This window comes from Enterobacter asburiae (genome assembly GCF_001521715.1).
Taxonomy (GTDB): Bacteria; Pseudomonadota; Gammaproteobacteria; order Enterobacterales; family Enterobacteriaceae; genus Enterobacter; species Enterobacter asburiae.
This window is the reverse complement of record NZ_CP011863.1, coordinates 369469-389974: the sequence shown is the minus strand read 5'-3', so window position 1 is coordinate 389974 and position 20506 is coordinate 369469. Positions and strand designations below refer to the sequence as shown.

Genomic DNA, 20506 nt, shown 5'->3' with positions numbered 1-20506 from the left:
TCGATTTTTCGGTAATCAAGAAAAATTGTTGGGGTATCGCCAAGCGGTAAGGCACCGGATTCTGATTCCGGCATTCCGAGGTTCGAATCCTCGTACCCCAGCCAATTTAAAAAGTCGTTAAGCAGCTTGTTTAACGCAATTGGGGTGTCGCCAAGCGGTAAGGCTCTGGTTTCTGATACCAGCATTCCGGGGTTCGAATCCCTGCACCCCAGCCACTTAAGTAACAAAAAGCCCGCTCTGCGGGCTTTTTTGTTTTTGTTGTTCAGAATTGTGCGGCCTGATGCCCTCACCCTGACCCTCTCCCACGGGGAGAGGGAATGAAAACTAAAGTCCTAAGGCGTATTTCAGCGCCTGACGCTTCAAACCACCTGCACGCTCCGCTGCCATCAGTCCAATATTACGCAGTATGCGCACCGGGGCCAGGTCATTGCTGAATCCGGCATAGAACAGATCCATCCCTGACTGCATAATAAAGTTATCCGCCATGCGTCGCGTCTGATAACGCTTCAGCACCTGATGGCTGGCCCAGTTTTCCGCGTGCCCGCGGGCGCTGCCCAGCACATCCAGTAACGCATCGACATCACGGTACCCCAGGTTCACGCCCTGCCCGGCCAGCGGATGAATGGTGTGTGCCGCATCGCCCACCAGCGCCAGCCCTTCACGGGCATACTGCAAAGCATGGCGTCGCGTGAGGGGAAACGCCCCGGCAGCCACCGGCGTAACGTTGCCCAGACGGCCCGGGAAATGCAGGCGGATTTCCCGCTGCAATTGTTCCATTGAAAGCCCCTGCAGCTGGCGAATGCGTGCCGGTTTGTCGTACCAGACCAGCGAAGCCCAGTTATCAAACAGCGGTAAAAACGCATGCGGGCCATTCGGCGTAAAGTGCTGCCACGTGCTTTCTCCCGGCGCATTCTCGCACTCGACGGTAATCAGCATGCAGGACTGCTCATACTGCCAGGCATGAACGCCAATTCCCGCCATCTGTCTGACCTGCGAGTTAGCGCCGTCCGCTCCGACGACGAGCTTCACGGCCAGTTCATCGCCGCTGTCGAGCGTCAGCAAATACCCGCTCTCGTGAGGATGCAGTTCCTTAATCGACGCCGGAACGCGCAGCGTCACCCTCGGATGCGCCTCCAGCGCCTGCCAGAGCGCCTGCTGAAGCACGTTGTTTTCCACCATATAACCCAGGCGCGGCAGCTTCAGCTCAGCGGCATCAAACGCGACGTGGGCATTTTCCCACTCCCAGGTTTCAAGACGGCTGTAAGGATGGGCGCGCATCGCCAGCACCGCCTCCCAGACGCCCAGCCCGCGCAGCAGATCGACGGACGCCGCGCTGATCGCGGAAATGCGCACATCCGGTTTGCTGGCGGGATCGAAGGCCGGCGGAGCAGCCTGTTCAATTACCGTTACCTCAAATCCCTGCTGCGCCAGCCCCAGCGCCAGCGCGCCGCCGACCATACCGCCGCCGACAACGGCAACTTCGGTGTGTAGGAGTGTCATGGTCAATTTTCCTTATTGGAGAATCCCTTAAGTTTACCGGATTTTTGCGGCCCTGAGACACATAACCTTCATACTGGTCACAACCCCACCAAAGCATTACAATACGCGGCTTGCATTCCTGAGCTGAGCAAGTCGATGACTAAAAAACTCCATATAAAAACCTGGGGCTGTCAGATGAACGAATACGATTCATCCAAGATGGCCGATCTGCTGGATTCAACCCACGGATACCAGCTGACAGAAAATGTGAAAGAAGCGGACGTACTGCTGCTGAACACCTGTTCGATTCGTGAAAAAGCGCAGGAAAAAGTCTTTCACGTGTTAGGCCGCTGGAAGCTTCTCAAACGAAAAAATCCGGACCTGATCATCGGGGTGGGTGGCTGCGTCGCGTCGCAGGAAGGTAAGCTGATCCGCCAGAGAGCCCCGTATGTGGATATTGTCTTTGGCCCTCAGACCCTTCACCGCCTGCCGGAGATGATCAATCAGGTTCGCGGCAACCGTAGTCCGGTCGTTGACGTCAGCTTCCCGGAAATCGAAAAGTTTGACCGTCTGCCGGAGCCGCGCGCAGATGGCCCGACCGCCTTCGTCTCCATCATGGAAGGCTGCAACAAATACTGCACTTACTGCGTGGTGCCTTACACCCGTGGTGAAGAAGTCAGCCGTCCGGCAGATGATATTCTGTTTGAAATTGCACAGCTTGCCGCACAGGGCGTTCGCGAAGTGAACCTGCTGGGCCAGAACGTAAACGCCTGGCGCGGAGAAAACTACGACGGCACCACCGGCAGCTTTGCCGAGTTGCTGCGTCTGGTGGCCGCGATTGACGGTATAGACCGCATTCGCTTTACCACCAGCCATCCGATGGAGTTTACCGACGACATCATTGACGTGTATCGCGATACGCCAGAGCTGGTGAGCTTCCTGCACCTGCCGATTCAGTGTGGCTCTGACCGCGTGCTGAACCTGATGGGCCGCCCGCATACGGTGCTGGAGTACAAGTCCACCATTCGCAAGCTGCGTGAAGCGCGTCCGGATATCCAGATCAGCTCCGACTTTATCGTCGGCTTCCCTGGCGAAACCGCTGATGACTTCGAGCGCACCATGAAGCTCATCGGTGAAGTGAATTTTGACGTCAGCTACAGCTTCATCTTCTCTGCGCGTCCTGGAACACCTGCGGCCGATATGGTTGACGATGTGCCGGAAGAAGAGAAAAAGCAGCGTCTGTATATTCTGCAGGAGCGTATTAACCAGCAGGCCAACGCGTGGAGCCGCCGTATGCTCGGCACCGTTCAGCGCATTCTGGTGGAAGGCACCTCCCGCAAGAGCATTATGGAACTCTCCGGTCGTACCGAAAACAACCGCGTGGTGAACTTTGAAGGCACCCCGGATATGATCGGTAAATTCGTGGACGTCGAGATTGTCGAAGTGCTGACCAACTCGCTGCGCGCTAAGCTGGTACGCACCGAGGACGAAATGGGCCTGCGTATTGCCGAGTCACCGGAATCCGTGATCTCTCGTACCCGCAAAGAAAACGATTCTGGCGTGGGGATTTACCAGCCTTAATCCTCCTGGCCTGCCTTTCCGGCAGGCCTTGTATTTCCTCTCATCGTCCCCAATATCTTCCGCAACGCTTGCGCCTTTATTCTGTGGCGTGAATAATTTCGGTAATGACCGTTTTATTACGCCCTATCGCATTAGGTCAGTTAACCAATTAAAGAGGAACAGTTTGAATATAGATACGCGTGAAATTAGCCTTGAGCCAGCAGACAACGCTCGCCTGCTGAGCCTGTGCGGGCCGTTTGATGACAACATCAAACAACTGGAGCGACGTCTGGGTATCGAAATCAATCGTCGCGATAATCATTTCAAACTTACCGGACGCCCTATCTGCGTCAACGCCGCTGCGGACATTCTGCGTAGCCTGTATGTGGATACATCCCCCATGCGCGGCGAAATTCAGGATATCGAACCGGAACAAATTCACCTCGCCATTAAAGAGGCGCGCGTGCTTGAGCAAAGCGCGGAAAGCGTGCCGGACTACGGCAAGGCCATTAACATCAAGACCAAACGTGGCGTCATTAAGCCGCGTACGCCAAACCAGGCGCAGTACATCGCCAATATCCTCGACCACGACATCACCTTCGGGGTGGGGCCGGCGGGGACGGGTAAAACCTATCTTGCCGTTGCCGCTGCGGTAGATGCGCTGGAACGCCAGGAGATCCGTCGCATCCTGCTGACCCGCCCGGCCGTTGAAGCGGGCGAAAAGCTGGGCTTCCTGCCGGGCGATCTAAGCCAGAAGGTCGACCCGTATCTGCGTCCTTTATACGATGCGCTGTTCGAAATGCTGGGCTTTGAGAAGGTCGAGAAGCTCATTGAGCGTAACGTTATTGAAGTTGCCCCGCTCGCCTACATGCGCGGTCGTACGCTGAACGATGCGTTCATCATTCTTGATGAGAGCCAGAACACCACCATCGAACAGATGAAGATGTTCCTGACGCGTATCGGCTTTAACTCGAAAGCGGTCATCACCGGTGACGTCACCCAGATCGACCTGCCGCGCAGCACCAAATCAGGCCTGCGCCACGCCATTGAGGTGCTGGCCGAGGTCGACGAAATAAGCTTTAACTTCTTCCACAGTGAAGACGTGGTACGCCACCCGGTGGTCGCGCGTATCGTTAACGCCTATGAAGCCTGGGAAGAGGCGGATCAGAAGCGTAAGGCCGAACTGGCCGCAGAACGTAAGCGCGAAGCGCAGGAGCAAGAACAGAAATGAGTCAGGTGATCCTCGATTTACAGCTGGCCTGTGAAGACAATTCCGGCATGCCAGATGAGGCACAGTTTCAGAAATGGCTGGATGCCGTTATTCCTCAGTTTCAGGAAGAATCAGAAGTGACGATTCGCCTGGTGGATGAAGCAGAAAGCCATGAGCTTAACCTGACCTATCGTGGGAAAGATAAGCCGACCAACGTGCTCTCTTTCCCATTCGAAGCGCCGCCGGGCATTGAGATGCCGCTGCTGGGCGATCTGATCATCTGCCGTCAGGTGGTTGAGCAGGAAGCTAAAGAACAGCAAAAGCCGCTTGAGGCCCACTGGGCGCATATGGTGGTACACGGCAGCTTGCACCTGCTGGGCTACGATCACATTGAAGATGACGAAGCGGAAGAGATGGAGTCCCTCGAGACAGAGATAATGCTTGCTCTGGGCTATGAGGATCCGTACATTGCCGAGAAAGAATAGTCCGTCACCTGACTGACTCACATGCCGCCACGAAAGGACATCGCGTGGCGGTAAACGTTGAACTAACAAGAGAACCCTTAACAAACGCCATGAGCGACGACAATTCACACAGTAGCGACACGACAACCAGTAAAAAGGGATTTTTCTCCCTCATTCTGAACCAGCTTTTCCACGGCGAACCCAAAAACCGTGATGAACTGCTGGAGCTGATTCGTGATTCCGGGCAGAACGACCTTATCGACGAAGATACGCGCGAAATGCTCGAAGGGGTTATGGACATCGCCGACCAGCGCGTTCGCGATATCATGATCCCCCGCTCGCAGATGATCACCCTGAAACGTAACCAGACGCTGGACGAGTGCCTCGATGTGATCATCGAATCCGCCCACTCGCGTTTCCCGGTCATCAGCGAAGACAAAGATCACATCGAAGGGATTTTGATGGCGAAAGATCTGCTGCCGTTTATGCGCAGCGATGCCGAAGCCTTCAGCATGGAAAAAGTGTTACGCCAGGCCGTGGTTGTGCCGGAAAGTAAACGTGTGGATCGGATGCTGAAAGAGTTTCGCTCTCAGCGTTACCACATGGCGATTGTTATTGATGAATTTGGTGGCGTTTCCGGTCTGGTCACGATCGAGGATATCCTTGAGCTGATCGTGGGCGAAATCGAAGACGAGTACGACGAAGAAGAAGATATCGACTTCCGTCAGCTTAGCCGCCACACCTGGACCGTGCGTGCGCTGGCCTCGATTGAGGATTTCAACGACGCCTTCGGTACCCACTTCAGCGATGAAGAGGTCGATACCATTGGCGGGCTGGTGATGCAGGCCTTTGGTCACCTCCCGGCGCGCGGTGAGACCGTTGACATCGACGGTTACCAGTTCAAAGTGGCAATGGCCGACAGCCGACGTATTATACAGGTTCACGTCAGAACGCCGGACGACTCACCGGTGCCAAAACTGGAAGATTAATGTAAATGGCATTTGCCCCACTGCTTGAACGCCAGCGCGTCCGTTTGCTGCTGGCGCTGTTACTTGGAGCCAGCGGTACGCTGGCTTTCTCTCCTTACGATATCTGGCCCGCGGCCATTCTCTCCCTGATGGGGCTTCAGGGCCTGACCCTGAATCGTCGTCCGGTACAGGCTGCTGCCATCGGTTACTTCTGGGGGCTGGGGCTCTTTGGCTCAGGCATCAACTGGGTTTATGTCAGCATCGCCCAGTTTGGCGGTATGCCAGGCCCGGTAAACGTCTTCCTGGTGGTATTGCTCGCCGCGTATCTCTCGCTCTATACCGGTCTGTTCGCCGGCATCCTTTCTCGCCTGTGGCCAAAAACCACGTGGCTGCGCGTCGCTATTGCCGCACCGGTGGTCTGGCAAATAACCGAGTTCCTGCGAGGCTGGGTGCTGACGGGATTCCCGTGGCTGCAGTTTGGCTACAGCCAGATTGATGGCCCGCTGAAAGGGCTGGCACCGGTAATGGGCGTTGAGGCCATCAACTTCCTGCTGATGGTGGTGAGCGGCCTGCTGGTATTAGCGCTGGTCACACGCTGCTGGAAGCCGCTGGCTGTGGCGCTGGTGCTGTTTGCCCTGCCCTTCCCGCTGCGCTATATCCAGTGGTTCACGCCTGTGCCAGAGCGCGCCATGCAGGTTTCCATGGTCCAGGGGAATATCCCGCAGTCTATGAAATGGGATGAGAAAGAGCTGCTGAATACGCTGAAGATTTACGCCAACGCCACCGAAGAGGTGATGGGTAAATCCCAGCTGATTATCTGGCCGGAATCTGCAATCCCCGATCTGGAAATTAACCAGCAGCCGTTCCTCAACATGATGAACGACCTGCTGCTGGCGCGCGGCAGCACGCTGATCACCGGGATTGTCGATGCGCGTCTGAATCAGCAGAACCGCTACGACACCTACAACAGCATCATTACGCTCGGGAAAGATAGCGAGTACAGCTATCACTCCACTGATCGGTACAACAAGAATCATCTGGTGCCGTTTGGTGAATTTGTCCCGCTGGAGTCGATTCTGCGCCCGCTGGCCCCGTTCTTTGACCTGCCGATGTCCTCTTTCAGCCGCGGCCCGTACGTACAGCCTCAGCTGCACGCGCACGGCCTGGCCCTGACGGCGGCCATCTGCTACGAAATCATTCTCGGCGAGCAGGTGCGCGATAACTTCCGCCCGGATACTGACTACCTGCTGACCATCTCCAACGATGCGTGGTTTGGTAAGTCAATCGGCCCGTGGCAGCACTTCCAGATGGCACGTATGCGCTCCCTGGAGCTGGCGCGTCCGCTGCTGCGCAGCACCAACAACGGCATCACCGCCGTGATTGGTCCGCAGGGCGAGATTCAGGCGATGATCCCGCAGTTTACCCGTGAGGTACTGACCACTAAAGTCACGCCAACCACGGGGCTGACGCCATACGCGCGCACCGGCAACTGGCCGCTGTGGATACTGACCGTGCTGTTCGGCTTTGGCGCAGTGCTGATGAGCCTGCGTCAGCGTCGTAAATAAAACCTTCCCTTCTGTTGCCGGGTGGCGCTGACGCTTACCCGGCCTGGTTTCCCATGCTGTAGGTCGGGTAAGGCGTTGCCGCCACCCGACAATTTTCTCCAGACTCCCATTCTGGCACGGATATTGCTTTGTTTATTCAGGTAAACGCAGTTTGGCTTAACGTGCAACTTTGTCGCACCAGCGTAGATCATCGGTAGCACCGAAACGGTGCAACGGGAGATATTTGCCTCTGATTGGTGCGGCGCGCTTCGCAAAAATAAACAATAACGCAGCAAAATCTTTACATTAAGCCAGACTAAATGTTAACAAGCTTGCATAACACTGCACTCGCACTGCGCGAGATATAACAACATCACAATGGGTATCAAAGCGTCTCTGGCGCTGATAAAAAAGGAGTTGGGTATGCAATTACGTAAACTGGCCACAGCAATGCTGGTTATGGGAATGTCTGCAGGCGTGGTTCACGCTGAAGATGCGCCTGCAGCAGGCAGCACTCTCGACAAGATTGCCAAAAACGGCGTGATCGTGGTCGGCCACCGTGAATCTTCAGTCCCGTTCTCTTACTACGACAACACGCAAAAAGTCGTGGGCTATTCACAGGATTACTCCAACGCCATCGTTGAAGCTGTGAAGAAAAAGCTGAACAAACCTGACCTGCAGGTGAAGCTGATCCCAATCACTTCACAGAACCGTATTCCACTGCTGCAAAACGGCACCTTTGACTTCGAGTGTGGCTCCACCACCAATAACCTCGAGCGCCAGAAACAGGCTGCCTTCTCTGACACTATCTTTGTCGTGGGCACCCGTCTGCTGACGAAGAAAGGCGGTGAGATCAAAGACTTCGCTGACCTGAAAGGCAAAGCGGTTGTTGTGACCTCCGGTACCACGTCAGAAGTGCTGCTGCACAAGCTGAACGACGAGAAGAAAATGGATATGCGCATCATCAGCGCGAAAGACCATGGCGACTCCTTCCGTACCTTGGAAAGCGGTCGTGCCGTCGCGTTTATGATGGATGACGCCCTGCTGGCGGGCGAACGTGCGAAAGCGAAAAAACCAGACAACTGGGATATCGTCGGTACCGCGCAGTCCAAAGAAGCCTACGGCTGTATGCTGCGTAAAGACGATCCGCAGTTCAAAAAGCTGATCGATGACACCATCGCTCAGGTGCAGACCTCCGGCGAAGCCGAAAAATGGTTCGATAAGTGGTTCAAGAACCCGATTCCACCAAAAAACCTGAACATGAATTTTGAACTGTCTGACGACATGAAAGCGCTGTTCAAATCTCCAAATGACAAGGCTCTTAACTAATTAGAACAACAGGGGCGGGATCTCCTGCCCTCTCGATTGTCGGGAAGCATGGACAGACTATACGTTGAGTGGTCGTTCCCCACTCAGCGCGAAAAATGAGCTTCTCACCAATCTTCGAGGGTAGCGCTGCTACCCTTTTTTTTCTGGAGTTTATTATGTCAATAGACTGGAACTGGGGCATATTCCTGCAACAAGCCCCGTTCGGCAACACCACCTATCTTGGCTGGCTGTGGAGCGGCTTTCAGGTCACCGTGGCATTATCGATAACGGCGTGGATCATCGCGTTTCTTGTCGGTTCTTTGTTCGGTATTCTGCGCACCGTCCCTAACCGTTTTCTTTCAACGCTTGGCACCCTGTATGTGGAACTGTTCCGTAACGTTCCGCTGATCGTGCAATTCTTTACCTGGTATCTGGTCATCCCTGAACTGCTGCCCGAAAATATTGGCATGTGGTTCAAGTCGGAACTGGATCCGAACGTGCAGTTCTTTGTCTCCTCCATGATGTGTCTGGGGCTTTTTACCGCTGCGCGCGTTTGCGAGCAGGTGCGTGCCGCCATTCAGTCATTGCCGCGCGGACAAAAAAACGCGGGCCTGGCAATGGGCCTGACGCTGCCCCAAACCTACCGCTACGTGCTGCTGCCTAACGCCTACCGCGTTATCGTTCCACCGATGACCTCTGAGATGATGAACCTGGTGAAAAACTCGGCCATCGCCTCAACCATCGGCCTGGTCGATATGGCCGCGCAGGCGGGCAAGCTGCTGGATTACTCCGCTCACGCGTGGGAATCCTTCACCGCGATCACGCTCGCGTATGTTCTGATTAACGCTTTCATCATGCTGGTGATGAACCTGGTTGAACGCAAAATCCGCCTGCCGGGTAATCTGGGGGGCAAATAATGTACGAATTTGACTGGAGTTCTATCGTTCCATCCATGCCTTACCTGCTTGATGGCCTGGTGATTACCTTAAAAATCACCGTTATCGCCATCATCATTGGTATCGTCTGGGGTACCCTGCTGGCCGTCATGCGCCTGTCGAGCTTTAAGCCGTTCGCCTGGTTTGCGACCGCCTACGTTAACGTGTTCCGCTCCATCCCGCTGGTGATGGTGCTGCTGTGGTTTTACCTGATTGTGCCCGGCTTCCTGCAGAACGTGCTGGGGCTGTCGCCGAAAACCGATATCCGTCTGATCTCCGCCATGGTGGCGTTCTCAATGTTCGAGGCCGCTTACTACTCGGAGATTATCCGAGCGGGCATTCAGAGTATTTCCCGCGGGCAATCCAGCGCTGCGCTGGCGCTGGGGATGACGCACTGGCAGTCCATGCAGCTCATTATTCTGCCGCAGGCGTTTCGCGCCATGGTTCCGCTCCTGCTGACCCAAGGCATCGTGCTGTTCCAGGATACCTCCCTGGTCTACGTTCTGAGTCTGGCAGACTTCTTCCGTACCGCGTCAACCATCGGTGAACGTGATGGTACGCAGGTCGAGATGGTGCTCTTCGCGGGTGCGGTCTATTTTGTGATTAGTTTAAGCGCGTCGCTGTTGGTCAGCTGGCTGAAGAAAAGGACGGTATAATGATTTCCCTGAAAAATGTTTCTAAATGGTATGGGCACTTTCAGGTGCTGACCGACTGCTCCACCGAAGTGAAAAAAGGTGACGTGGTGGTGGTGTGCGGGCCGTCCGGCTCCGGTAAATCGACGCTGATCAAAACCGTCAACGGACTGGAGCCGGTGCAGCAGGGTGAGATTGTCGTCAACGGCACCAGGGTCAACGACAAGAAAACCAACCTCGCTCAGCTTCGCTCTCATGTTGGCATGGTGTTCCAGCACTTTGAGCTGTTCCCTCACCTCTCCATTATTGAGAACCTGACGCTGGCGCAGGTAAAAGTGCTTAAGCGTGATAAAAAAGCATCGCGCGAGAAAGGTCTGAAACTCCTGGAACGCGTTGGGCTTTCGGCGCATGCCGATAAGTTCCCGGCACAGCTTTCTGGCGGCCAACAGCAGCGTGTGGCGATCGCCCGCGCGCTGTGTATGGATCCGGTGGCAATGCTGTTTGATGAGCCAACGTCGGCGCTCGATCCAGAGATGATCAACGAAGTGCTGGACGTGATGGTCGAGCTGGCTCACGAAGGGATGACCATGATGGTGGTGACCCACGAAATGGGCTTCGCCCGTAAAGTGGCCAACCGCGTGATCTTTATGGACGAAGGGAAAATTGTCGAAGACTCACCGAAAGAAGAGTTCTTCGCTAACCCGAAATCCGACCGCGCCAAAGACTTCCTTGCGAAAATCCTGCACTAATCTTCCCGGTGCGCAATCTGCGGATTGCGCACTGCTTCACGCTTTCACTCACTTCCTCTCGTCGGCGTCACATTGCAGCGTTAACCTTGTCACAAAATAACGCTACGTATGGAGAACGCTATGGCACAGCCTATTATTCTCGATTGCGATCCGGGTCATGATGACGCGATCGCGCTCGTCCTTGCACTTGCCTCCCCTGAACTCGACGTGAAAGCCGTCACCTCATCCGCCGGAAACCAGACGCCAGACAAAACCCTGCGCAACGTGCTGCGCATGCTCACGCTGCTCAAACGCACCGATATTCCTGTCGCCGGCGGGGCCGTGAAGCCGCTGATGCGCGAGCTGATTATTGCCGACAGCGTTCATGGTGAAAGCGGGCTGGACGGTCCGGCACTGCCGGAGCCGGGTTTCACGCCGCAAAACTGTACCGCCGTGGAGCTGATGGCGAAGGTGCTGCGCGAAAGCGCGGAACCGGTAACGCTGGTGGCAACCGGACCGCAAACCAACGTTGCGCTGCTGCTGAACAGCCATCCTGAGCTGCATAATAAAATTGCCCGTATTGTGATTATGGGCGGGGCCATGGGGCTGGGGAACTGGACGCCTGCGGCGGAGTTCAACATCTTTGTCGATCCGGAAGCGGCGGAAATCGTCTTCCAGTCCGGCTTGCCTATTGTGATGGCCGGACTGGACGTTACCCACCGCGCGCAGATTATGGCGGACGATATTGAGCGTTTCCGCTCGGTGGGCAACCCGGTTGCGACAACCGTGGCCGAGCTGCTCGACTTCTTTATGGAGTATCACAAAGCCGAGAAGTGGGGCTTCCACGGCGCGCCGCTGCACGACCCGAGCACCATTGCCTGGCTACTGAAGCCGGAGATGTTCACCACGGTGGACAGATGGGTCGGCGTTGAGACGCAGGGAAAATACACCCAGGGAATGACGGTGGTGGATTACTACTCGCTGACGGGGAATAAAGCGAATACCACGGTGATGGTGGACATCGATCGCGAGGCGTTTGTGGATTTGCTGGCGGAGAGACTTGCTTACTATAGTGCGGCCTGATGCCCTCACCCCAACCCTCTCCCACGGGGAGAGGGTGCAAACAGTTTTGCTTTTCTAGGGCTCAAACGGCCGACGCTGGAACTGATCGTGGCCGCATTTCGGGCACATCGGTAGAACATCCGGCGTATACACCGCAATATGATGGTGGCAATTCTCGCACACCAGATTTCCCAAGCCGACCACCTCACCACTGTGATAAACACCGTGATGGTTCAAATCCTGAAAGACCTCGCGCCACTCCAGCTGCGTTTTATCCGTGATGTCGGCCAGCTCTTGCCACAGGCTCTCTTTAATCACCCGCATAAAAACGCTGTCCGTGACCTCCTCCTGACTCTCCTGGTAGCTGCGAGCGAACTCTTCCAGATCGCGACGCACGGCGCGAGTCACCTCTTCCACTTCGGTTCGCGTTAACTCACCCGTTTGCGTCACGCGGGCACGCGCCTGCTCCACCAGCGCGTCGATATCTCGCTCGCCGTTACGCAGCCGTTCCGTCAGTGTCGCCACCAGTTCGCGGTAAAATTGAGCAACCTTGTTCATCATTTTGCCTCCCGGGTAAGTAACTATTTCTAATAATAGACCTTATTTCATCGCCGCTTTGTCAGGTGAAGCACAGACCCGGTAAATTCCTGCAAAGCGCATTTGTGCGAAAGGCTGTTTTGACGCGGGCGTTTGGGCTATGCTATGCGGATCTGAATTACCACATCCATTGGCTACATTTGTAGCTGTATTGAAAACAGGACCACTGGCTGCCATGCAAGAGCAATACCGCCCGGAAGAGATAGAATCAAAAGTCCAGCAACACTGGGACGAGAAGCGCACCTTTGAAGTAACCGAAGACGAGAGCAAAGAGAAGTATTACTGCCTGTCGATGCTTCCCTATCCTTCTGGTCGACTACACATGGGCCATGTGCGTAACTACACCATCGGCGATGTGATTGCACGCTACCAGCGCATGCTGGGCAAAAACGTTCTGCAGCCTATCGGCTGGGATGCGTTCGGTCTTCCTGCGGAAGGCGCGGCGGTCAAAAACAACACCGCACCGGCACCTTGGACGTACGACAACATCGCGTACATGAAAAACCAGCTCAAAATGCTGGGCTTTGGCTATGACTGGAGCCGCGAGCTGGCAACCTGTACCCCGGAATACTATCGCTGGGAGCAGAAGTTCTTCACCGAGCTGTACAAAAAAGGCCTGGTATATAAGAAGACCTCTGCCGTTAACTGGTGTCCGAACGACCAGACCGTTCTCGCGAACGAACAGGTTATCGACGGTTGCTGCTGGCGCTGTGACACCAAAGTTGAGCGTAAAGAGATCCCACAGTGGTTTATCAAAATCACCGCTTACGCTGATGAGCTGCTGAACGATCTGGATAACCTGGATCACTGGCCAGATACCGTTAAGACCATGCAGCGCAACTGGATCGGCCGTTCTGAAGGCGTGGAGATTACCTTCAACGTTGAGAACTACGACCAGACCCTGACTGTCTACACCACCCGTCCGGACACCTTCATGGGCGCGACCTACCTGGCCGTAGCCGCAGGTCACCCGCTGGCGCAGAAAGCAGCGGAAAACAATCCGGAGCTGGCCACCTTCATCGACGAGTGCCGCAACACCAAAGTGGCCGAAGCCGACATGGCGACGATGGAGAAAAAAGGGGTTGATACCGGCTTTAAAGCCATTCACCCACTGACTGGCGAAGCAATCCCTGTCTGGGCCGCCAACTTCGTTCTGATGGAATACGGCACAGGCGCCGTGATGGCTGTTCCGGGTCACGACCAGCGCGACTACGAATTTGCCACCAAATATGGCCTGACCATCAAGCCTGTTATCCTGGCGGCTGACGGTTCAGAACCAGACCTGTCTGAACACGCGCTGACTGAAAAAGGCACCCTGTTCAACTCCGGTGAATTTAGCGGTCTCAGCTTCGAAGAGGGCTTCAACGCCATCGCCGATAAGCTGGCCTCTCTGGGCGTGGGCGAGCGTAAAGTTAACTTCCGTCTGCGCGACTGGGGCGTGTCCCGTCAGCGTTACTGGGGTGCGCCAATCCCGATGGTGACGCTGGAAGATGGCTCCGTGATGCCAACCCCGGAAGATCAGCTGCCGGTGATCCTGCCGGAAGACGTGGTCATGGACGGTATCACCAGCCCGATCAAAGCCGATCCGGAGTGGGCAAAAACCACCGTTAACGGTCAGCCTGCGCTGCGTGAAACCGACACCTTTGACACCTTTATGGAATCATCCTGGTACTACGCGCGCTACACCTGCCCGCAGTATCAGGACGGTATGCTCGATTCCGATGCGGCAAACTACTGGCTGCCGGTAGATATATACATTGGTGGCATCGAACACGCCATCATGCACCTGCTCTACTTCCGCTTCTTCCACAAACTGATGCGCGATGCAGGCATGGTGAACTCTGACGAACCAGCAAAACAGCTGCTGTGTCAGGGCATGGTACTGGCAGATGCGTTCTATTACGTTGGTGCCAACGGCGAGCGTAACTGGGTTTCACCGGTTGATGCGATCGTCGAGCGTGACGAGAAGGGCCGTATCGTTAAAGCGAAAGACGCCGAAGGTCATGAACTGGTCTACACCGGCATGAGCAAGATGTCCAAGTCGAAAAACAACGGTATTGATCCGCAGGTGATGGTTGAGCGTTACGGTGCGGATACCGTGCGTCTGTTCATGATGTTTGCCTCTCCGGCGGACATGACCCTGGAATGGCAGGAGTCTGGCGTGGAAGGGGCGAACCGCTTCCTGAAACGCGTCTGGAAATTGGTTTACGAACACACTGCACTGGGCGATGCCCCGGCGCTTAACGCCGCCGCACTGACTGAAGATCAGCAGGCACTGCGTCGTGATGTTCATAAAACGATTGCGAAAGTGACCGATGATATTGGTCGTCGTCAGACCTTCAATACCGCAATTGCGGCTATTATGGAACTGATGAACAAGCTGGCGAAGGCTCCGCAGGACGGCGAGCAGGATCGTGCCTTAATGCGTGAAGCGCTGCTTGCTGTTGTTCGCATGCTGAACCCGTTCACTCCGCACGTCAGCTTCACCCTGTGGCAGGAGCTGAAAGGCGAAGGCGATATCGACAACGCGCCGTGGCCGCAGGCTGACGAATCAGCGATGGTGGAAAACACGACGCTGGTTGTGGTCCAGGTAAACGGCAAAGTCCGCGGTAAAATTACCGTGGCGGTCGATGCAACCGAAGAACAGGTTCGCGAGCGCGCGGGCCAGGAACCTCTGGTCGCAAAATATCTTGAGGGCGTTACCGTACGTAAAGTGATCTACGTACCGGGTAAACTGCTCAATCTGGTCGTTGGCTAAGCGCGGGAGGAAACGTGCGACAACTGGCAACAATACTCTTATCACTGGCGGTGCTTGTCACCGCCGGCTGTGGCTGGCACCTGCGCAATACCACGGCGGTGCCTGCTGAGATGAAAACGATGATTTTCGACTCATCAGATCCGAATGGTCCACTCAGCCGGGCAATTCGTAATCAGCTGCGTCTGAACGGCGTTGAGCTTGTTGAGAAACAAACGCTGCGCCAGGACATTCCCTCTCTGCGTGTCCTGGGGATGACTCTCGGCAAAGATACGGCATCTATCTTCCAGGATGGTCGTACCGCTGAATACCAGATGGTTATGACGGTCAACGCAGCCGTTCTGATCCCAGGCAAAGACATCTACCCAATCAGCGCTAAAGTGTACCGTTCGTTCTTCGATAACCCGCAGACGGCGCTGGCAAAAGATGCCGAACAGCAGATTATCATCAACGAAATGTACGACAAGGTGGCAGAACAGCTGATCCGTAAACTGCCAGCTATTGCAGCGTCTACCAGACAAGGCTCTGACATTGTTGAAAAACCGGTTGCTAGCACGCTTCCTGCTGCTAACTCTCTGGGTAAATGATGATCAGGCTGTATCCTGAACAACTCCGCGCGCAGCTCAAAGAAGGGCTGCGCGCGGCGTATCTGCTTCTTGGAAACGATCCGTTATTACTTCAGGAAAGCCTGGATGCCGTGCGGCATGAGGCCGCCTCTCAGGGCTTCGATGAACACCACACCGTCCAGCTGGATAACAACACCGACTGGAATGCCCTCTTCTCACTCTGTCAGGCGATGAGCCTTTTTGCGTCGCGCCAGACTATTCAGATCCTGCTGCCTGAGAACGGCCCTAACGCGGCCATCAATGAACAGCTGGCGACGCTGGTCAGCCTGCTTCACAGCGATCTGCTGCTGATTGTGCGCGGCAACAAGCTCACCAAAGCGCAGGAAAATGCGGCGTGGTTCACCCAACTTGCAGCCCACGCGGTGCAGGTCACCTGTCAGACGCCTGAACAGGCGCATCTGCCCAAATGGGTGGCAGCGAGAGCGAAGCAGAACAACCTTCAGCTGGATGATGCGGCGAACCAACTGCTCTGCTACTGCTATGAAGGTAACCTGCTGGCCCTGGCGCAGGCGCTGGACAGACTCTCCCTGCTCTGGCCAGATGGCAAGCTGACCTTGCCGCGCGTCGAGCAGGCCGTTAACGACGCGGCGCACTTCACGCCGTTCCACTGGGTGGACGCGCTGCTGTCGGCGAAGAGCAAACGCGCCCTGCATATTCTGCAACAGCTGCGTCTCGAAGGGAGCGAACCGGTTATTCTGCTGCGTACGCTACAGCGCGAATTGCTGCTGCTGATTACGCTCAAGCGTCAGTCTACCCATACGCCGCTGCGTTCGCTGTTTGATAAACACCGCGTGTGGCAAAATCGCCGCGCTTTGATCACCGAGGCCGTCAACCGCCTGAGTCATGAACAGCTTCGTCAGGCTGTGCAGCTTCTGATGCGCGCTGAGCTCACGTTAAAACAAGATTACGGCCAGTCGGTCTGGGCGGAGCTGGAAAGCCTTTCTCTGCTGCTCTGCCACAAGGCGCTGGCAGACGTTTTTATTGATGGATAGTATGCATTCTTTACAGGCCTTATATGGCGGCACCTTCGACCCGGTACATTACGGCCATCTGAAGCCGGTTGAAATTCTGGCGAATCTGATCGGACTTCAGCGCGTCACCATCATGCCCAACAATGTCCCGCCCCATCGTCCACAGCCCGAGGCGACCAGCGAGCAGCGAAAAGAGATGCTTGCCCTTGCCATCGCAGATAAACCGCTATTCCGCCTTGACGAGCGTGAGCTGCGTCGCGACACGCCCTCCTGGACGTCTCAGACGCTTCAGGAGTGGCGCGCCGAACAAGGACCAGACCAGCCGCTGGCTTTTATCATCGGCCAGGATTCCCTGCTGAATTTCCCTACGTGGCATCAGTATGAAACCATTCTGGAGAACAGCCACCTGCTCGTCTGCCGCCGTCCTGGCTATCCGCTGACCATGCGCGAAGAGCAGTACCAGCAGTGGCTGGAAGACCATCTCACCGATAATGTTGAAGATCTTCACAACCAGCCTGCCGGGAAGATCTATCTGGCGGAAACGCCGTGGTTCGATATCTCTGCAACCCTCATTCGCGAGCGTTTACAGCAGGGTTTAGCGTGTGACGATCTGCTGCCAACCCCGGTGCTGGCCTATATCCATGCGCACGGTTTGTACCAGAAAAGCGCAGATGAATAGCCGGAGAGCATAAAAAGCGTCTTATTGTTTATCCTGCCTTGACAGGGTAAGCCATACTGTTATTCTCCGCTGCCAGACTTTCCCGCCGATCGTTGCTTTACAGAAATTGTTTTACAAAAATGGCAATGCAATCTCAGGCGGAGGGTGGGATGATACCCGCCTTCAAAAGCCCGGCCGGAGACATTTGTCCCGACGCAGGCGTGAGTTCAGGTATACTGTCTGGCTACGAATTCAAAGTTTTACAATCTCATTCACCCCAGGGGGAAAACTTGCAGGGTAAAGCACTCCAGGATTTTGTTATTGACAAAATTGATGACCTGAAAGGTCAGGACATCATCGCTATCGACGTTAAGGGTAAATCCAGTATTACCGACTGCATGATCATCTGCACCGGTACATCGACGCGTCATGTTGTTTCAATTGCCGATCACGTGGTTCAGGAATCGCGTGCAGCAGGGCTGTTACCGCTGGGTGTTGAAGGTGAAGCGACGGCTGACTGGGTAGTAGTCGACCTCGGCGATGTGATTGTCCACGTCATGCAGGACGAGAGCCGTCGCCTGTATGAGCTGGAAAAACTCTGGGGTTAATGCGTGAAGTTGCAGCTGGTCGCCGTCGGCACCAAAATGCCGGACTGGGTACAAACCGGTTTTACTGAATATCTGCGTCGTTTTCCAAAAGACATGCCGTTCGAGCTGGTGGAAATTCCCGCCGGTAAGCGCGGCAAGAACGCTGATATCAAACGTATTCTCGATAAAGAGGGCGAACTGATGCTGGCTGCCGCAGGCAAAAACCGCATCGTCACCCTCGATATTCCAGGTAAACCCTGGGATACGCCGCAGCTGGCGCAAGAACTGGAGCGCTGGAAGCAGGATGGTCGTGACGTCAGTCTGTTGATTGGCGGACCAGAAGGGTTATCCCCTGCCTGCAAAGCGGCGGCTGAACAAAGTTGGTCTCTCTCCGCGCTGACGCTTCCCCACCCGCTCGTCCGGGTACTGGTGGCAGAAAGCCTGTATCGCGCGTGGAGCATTACTACCAACCACCCCTATCACCGCGAGTAATGACTGACCAGGGTAGATTAAGCAGCGGATGAAACTACAGAATTCTTTTCGCGACTATACGGCTGAGTCCGCGCTGTTTGTGCGCCGGGCGCTGGTCGCCTTTACCGGGATTTTGCTGCTTACCGGCGTGCTGATTGCCAACCTCTATAATCTGCAAATTGTCCGCTTTACCGACTACCAGACGCGTTCAAACGAAAACCGCATTAAGCTGGTGCCTATCGCACCCAGCCGCGGCATTATTTACGATCGTAACGGCACTCCGCTGGCGTTGAACCGCACCATCTATCAAATCGAGATGATGCCGGAAAAAGTCGATAATGTTCAGGATACGCTGGAAGCGCTGAAAAGCGTTGTCGACCTTAACGATGACGATATCGCGGCCTTCAAAAAAGAGCGCGCCCGCTCTCACCGCTTCACCTCGATTCCGGTTAAAACCAATCTTACGGAAGTCCAGGTGGCCCGCTTTGCGGTGAATCAGTACCGTTTCCCCGGCGTGGAAGTGAAAGGATATAAGCGTCGCTACTATCCCTACGGCTCCGCGCTGACGCATGTGATTGGCTACGTTTCCAAGATTAACGACAAAGACGTCGACCGCCTTGATAAAGACGGCAAGCTGGCCAACTACGCTGCTACGCACGATATCGGTAAGCTGGGGATCGAACGTTACTACGAAGACGTCCTGCATGGGCAAACCGGCTATGAAGAGGTTGAGGTTAACAACCGCGGCCGCGTGATCCGCCAGCTGAAAGAAGTGCCGCCTCAGGCGGGGCATGACGTCTATCTGACGCTCGATCTTAAACTTCAGCAGTATATCGAAACCCTGCTGGCGGGCAGCCGTGCAGCCGTTGTGGTCACCGATCCTCGTACCGGCGGCATCCTGGCGATGGTCTCCATGCCTAGCTATGACCCGAACCTCTTTGTTGACGGAATTTCCAGTAAAGACTATTCCGGTCTGCTGAATGACCCGAACACGCCGCTGGTCAACCGCGCGACGCAAGGGGTTTACCCGCCGGCATCAACGGTTAAACCGTACGTGGCGGTCTCTGCGCTGAGTGCCGGCGTCATCAACCGTAATACCAGCCTGTTTGACCCGGGCTGGTGGCAACTGCCGGGTTCAGACAAGCGCTATCGTGACTGGAAAAAATGGGGCCACGGTCATCTGAACGTCACCAAATCGCTGGAGGAGTCTGCGGATACCTTCTTCTATCAGGTGGCGTATGACATGGGTATCGACCGTCTGTCAGAGTGGATGAGCAAATTCGGCTACGGGCATTACACCGGCGTGGACCTTTCAGAAGAACGTTCTGGCAACATGCCAACGCGTGAATGGAAGCTGAAGCGCTTTAAAAAACCGTGGTATCAGGGTGACACCATTCCGGTGGGTATCGGCCAGGGCTACTGGACAGCGACGCCGATTCAGATGAACAAAGCCATGATGATCCTCATCAATGACGGCGTGGTAAAAGTGCCTCATCTGCTGCAGAGCACGGTTGAAGACGGCAAAAAAGTGCCGTGGAACCAGCCGCACGAGGCCCCGGTGGGTGACATTCATTCCGGCTTCTGGGAAATTGCGAAAGACGGTATGTACGGCGTGGCAAACCGCCCGAACGGTACCGCGCACAAGTACTTCGCCGGTACGCCGTACAAAGTGGCCGCAAAGTCCGGTACTGCCCAGGTATTTGGTCTGAAAGCCAATGAAACCTATAACGCGCACCGCATTGCTGAACGTCTGCGTGACCATAAGCTGATGACGGCGTTTGCCCCTTATGATAACCCGCAGGTCGCGGTGGCGATGATTCTGGAGAACGGCGGTGCCGGGCCAGCAGTAGGGACCATCATGCGCCAGATCCTTGACCACATTATGCTGGGTGATAACAACACCGAACTGCCGGCTGAAAACCCGGCCGCCGCTGCGGCGGAGGACCAATAA

At 55.4% G+C, this 20506-nt stretch carries 19 protein-coding genes and 2 tRNA genes; 19 read left to right on the top strand and 2 right to left on the bottom strand.

Annotation, left to right across the window (positions count from 1 at the left end):
• Positions 1-29 precede the first annotated feature (29 nt).
• Together ACJ69_RS01945 and ACJ69_RS01940 are read left to right on the top strand one after the other, a co-directional pair.
• A tRNA-Gln gene (locus ACJ69_RS01945) sits at positions 30-104 on the top strand.
• Between the two features lie 36 nt (positions 105-140).
• A tRNA-Gln gene (locus tag ACJ69_RS01940) sits at positions 141-215 on the top strand.
• Positions 216-324: 109 nt separating this feature from the next.
• Here ACJ69_RS01940 and ubiF read toward each other — a convergent pair.
• The gene (ubiF, locus tag ACJ69_RS01935) at positions 325-1500 is read right to left on the bottom strand and encodes a 3-demethoxyubiquinol 3-hydroxylase (protein WP_059346346.1); all 1176 of its coding nucleotides are present in this window, start codon (positions 1498-1500) and stop codon (positions 325-327) included.
• Between the two features lie 135 nt (positions 1501-1635).
• On the opposite strand from ubiF, the gene miaB reads away from it, so the two are divergent.
• The 10 genes from miaB to rihA all read left to right on the top strand — a co-directional run bounded on the left by miaB (position 1636) and on the right by rihA (position 11911).
• Complete coding sequence (gene miaB / locus ACJ69_RS01930) at positions 1636-3060, top strand: tRNA (N6-isopentenyl adenosine(37)-C2)-methylthiotransferase MiaB (protein ID WP_032641703.1); 1425 nt, start codon at positions 1636-1638, stop codon at positions 3058-3060.
• Between the two features lie 163 nt (positions 3061-3223).
• The gene (locus ACJ69_RS01925) at positions 3224-4270 is read left to right on the top strand and encodes a PhoH family protein (protein ID WP_008501053.1); all 1047 of its coding nucleotides are present in this window, start codon (positions 3224-3226) and stop codon (positions 4268-4270) included.
• Complete coding sequence (gene ybeY, locus ACJ69_RS01920; RefSeq protein ID WP_008501052.1) at positions 4267-4734, top strand: rRNA maturation RNase YbeY; 468 nt, start codon at positions 4267-4269, stop codon at positions 4732-4734. The genes ACJ69_RS01925 and ybeY overlap by 4 nt, the downstream gene beginning before the upstream one ends.
• A gap of 89 nt (positions 4735-4823) precedes the next feature.
• A complete protein-coding gene (gene corC / locus ACJ69_RS01915) occupies positions 4824-5702 on the top strand; it encodes a CNNM family magnesium/cobalt transport protein CorC (RefSeq protein ID WP_021242574.1) in 879 nt (292 codons plus the stop codon).
• 5 nt (positions 5703-5707) lie between these two features.
• On the top strand, positions 5708-7246 hold the full coding sequence (lnt, locus tag ACJ69_RS01910; RefSeq protein WP_047648403.1) for an apolipoprotein N-acyltransferase: 1539 nt from the start codon (positions 5708-5710) through the stop codon (positions 7244-7246).
• 402 nt (positions 7247-7648) lie between these two features.
• Positions 7649-8554, top strand: a complete 906-nt coding sequence (locus tag ACJ69_RS01905) for an amino acid ABC transporter substrate-binding protein (protein WP_008501049.1) — start codon at positions 7649-7651, stop codon at positions 8552-8554.
• 155 nt (positions 8555-8709) lie between these two features.
• Positions 8710-9450, top strand: coding sequence for an amino acid ABC transporter permease (locus ACJ69_RS01900; protein WP_023310756.1), 741 nt, complete (start codon positions 8710-8712; stop codon positions 9448-9450).
• Positions 9450-10124, top strand: a complete 675-nt coding sequence (gltK, locus tag ACJ69_RS01895; RefSeq protein WP_023334900.1) for a glutamate/aspartate ABC transporter permease GltK — start codon at positions 9450-9452, stop codon at positions 10122-10124. The genes ACJ69_RS01900 and gltK overlap by 1 nt, the downstream gene beginning before the upstream one ends.
• Positions 10124-10849, top strand: a complete 726-nt coding sequence (locus ACJ69_RS01890; RefSeq protein WP_059346345.1) for an amino acid ABC transporter ATP-binding protein — start codon at positions 10124-10126, stop codon at positions 10847-10849. The genes gltK and ACJ69_RS01890 overlap by 1 nt, the downstream gene beginning before the upstream one ends.
• 120 nt (positions 10850-10969) lie before the next feature.
• Positions 10970-11911 carry a pyrimidine-specific ribonucleoside hydrolase RihA gene (gene rihA / locus ACJ69_RS01885; RefSeq protein ID WP_054830203.1) on the top strand — a complete coding sequence of 314 codons (942 nt, stop codon included), beginning with the start codon at positions 10970-10972 and terminating at the stop codon, positions 11909-11911.
• A 54-nt stretch (positions 11912-11965) separates the two neighbouring features.
• On the opposite strand, the gene ACJ69_RS01880 is transcribed toward rihA, so the two are convergent.
• The gene (locus ACJ69_RS01880; protein ID WP_029740138.1) at positions 11966-12448 is read right to left on the bottom strand and encodes a zinc ribbon-containing protein; all 483 of its coding nucleotides are present in this window, start codon (positions 12446-12448) and stop codon (positions 11966-11968) included.
• A 214-nt stretch (positions 12449-12662) separates the two neighbouring features.
• Between ACJ69_RS01880 and leuS the strand changes: the two genes are divergently transcribed.
• From leuS to mrdA, 7 genes are all read left to right on the top strand, one after another.
• Positions 12663-15245: a leucine--tRNA ligase gene (leuS, locus tag ACJ69_RS01875; RefSeq protein WP_047648409.1), complete on the top strand. Its 2583-nt coding sequence runs from the start codon at positions 12663-12665 to the stop codon at positions 15243-15245.
• Positions 15246-15259: 14 nt separating this feature from the next.
• Positions 15260-15829 (top strand): LPS assembly lipoprotein LptE, encoded by a 570-nt coding sequence (gene lptE, locus ACJ69_RS01870; protein ID WP_054830202.1) that lies wholly within the window; start codon positions 15260-15262, stop codon positions 15827-15829.
• Positions 15829-16860, top strand: coding sequence for a DNA polymerase III subunit delta (holA, locus tag ACJ69_RS01865; protein WP_059346344.1), 1032 nt, complete (start codon positions 15829-15831; stop codon positions 16858-16860). Before lptE ends, holA begins: the two co-directional genes overlap by 1 nt.
• Entirely contained in the window at positions 16853-17518 is a 666-nt protein-coding gene (nadD, locus tag ACJ69_RS01860; protein ID WP_029740134.1) for a nicotinate-nucleotide adenylyltransferase, read from the top strand. The genes holA and nadD overlap by 8 nt, the downstream gene beginning before the upstream one ends.
• 269 nt (positions 17519-17787) lie before the next feature.
• A complete protein-coding gene (gene rsfS / locus ACJ69_RS01855; RefSeq protein WP_023334893.1) occupies positions 17788-18105 on the top strand; it encodes a ribosome silencing factor in 318 nt (105 codons plus the stop codon).
• Between the two features lie 3 nt (positions 18106-18108).
• Positions 18109-18576 carry a 23S rRNA (pseudouridine(1915)-N(3))-methyltransferase RlmH gene (gene rlmH, locus ACJ69_RS01850; RefSeq protein ID WP_023310748.1) on the top strand — a complete coding sequence of 156 codons (468 nt, stop codon included), beginning with the start codon at positions 18109-18111 and terminating at the stop codon, positions 18574-18576.
• A 28-nt stretch (positions 18577-18604) separates the two neighbouring features.
• Positions 18605-20506 carry a peptidoglycan DD-transpeptidase MrdA gene (gene mrdA / locus ACJ69_RS01845; protein ID WP_023310747.1) on the top strand — a complete coding sequence of 634 codons (1902 nt, stop codon included), beginning with the start codon at positions 18605-18607 and terminating at the stop codon, positions 20504-20506.

Coding starts and splice junctions, on each gene's coding strand:
- ubiF (WP_059346346.1), bottom strand. CDS start 1,500: ATGACACTCCTACACACCGAAGTTGCCGTTGTCGGCGGCGGTATGGTC.
- miaB (WP_032641703.1), top strand. CDS start 1,636: ATGACTAAAAAACTCCATATAAAAACCTGGGGCTGTCAGATGAACGAA.
- ybeY (WP_008501052.1), top strand. CDS start 4,267: ATGAGTCAGGTGATCCTCGATTTACAGCTGGCCTGTGAAGACAATTCC.
- corC (WP_021242574.1), top strand. CDS start 4,824: ATGAGCGACGACAATTCACACAGTAGCGACACGACAACCAGTAAAAAG.
- lnt (WP_047648403.1), top strand. CDS start 5,708: ATGGCATTTGCCCCACTGCTTGAACGCCAGCGCGTCCGTTTGCTGCTG.
- ACJ69_RS01905 (WP_008501049.1), top strand. CDS start 7,649: ATGCAATTACGTAAACTGGCCACAGCAATGCTGGTTATGGGAATGTCT.
- ACJ69_RS01900 (WP_023310756.1), top strand. CDS start 8,710: ATGTCAATAGACTGGAACTGGGGCATATTCCTGCAACAAGCCCCGTTC.
- gltK (WP_023334900.1), top strand. CDS start 9,450: ATGTACGAATTTGACTGGAGTTCTATCGTTCCATCCATGCCTTACCTG.
- ACJ69_RS01890 (WP_059346345.1), top strand. CDS start 10,124: ATGATTTCCCTGAAAAATGTTTCTAAATGGTATGGGCACTTTCAGGTG.
- rihA (WP_054830203.1), top strand. CDS start 10,970: ATGGCACAGCCTATTATTCTCGATTGCGATCCGGGTCATGATGACGCG.
- ACJ69_RS01880 (WP_029740138.1), bottom strand. CDS start 12,448: ATGAACAAGGTTGCTCAATTTTACCGCGAACTGGTGGCGACACTGACG.
- leuS (WP_047648409.1), top strand. CDS start 12,663: ATGCAAGAGCAATACCGCCCGGAAGAGATAGAATCAAAAGTCCAGCAA.
- holA (WP_059346344.1), top strand. CDS start 15,829: ATGATCAGGCTGTATCCTGAACAACTCCGCGCGCAGCTCAAAGAAGGG.
- nadD (WP_029740134.1), top strand. CDS start 16,853: ATGGATAGTATGCATTCTTTACAGGCCTTATATGGCGGCACCTTCGAC.
- mrdA (WP_023310747.1), top strand. CDS start 18,605: ATGAAACTACAGAATTCTTTTCGCGACTATACGGCTGAGTCCGCGCTG.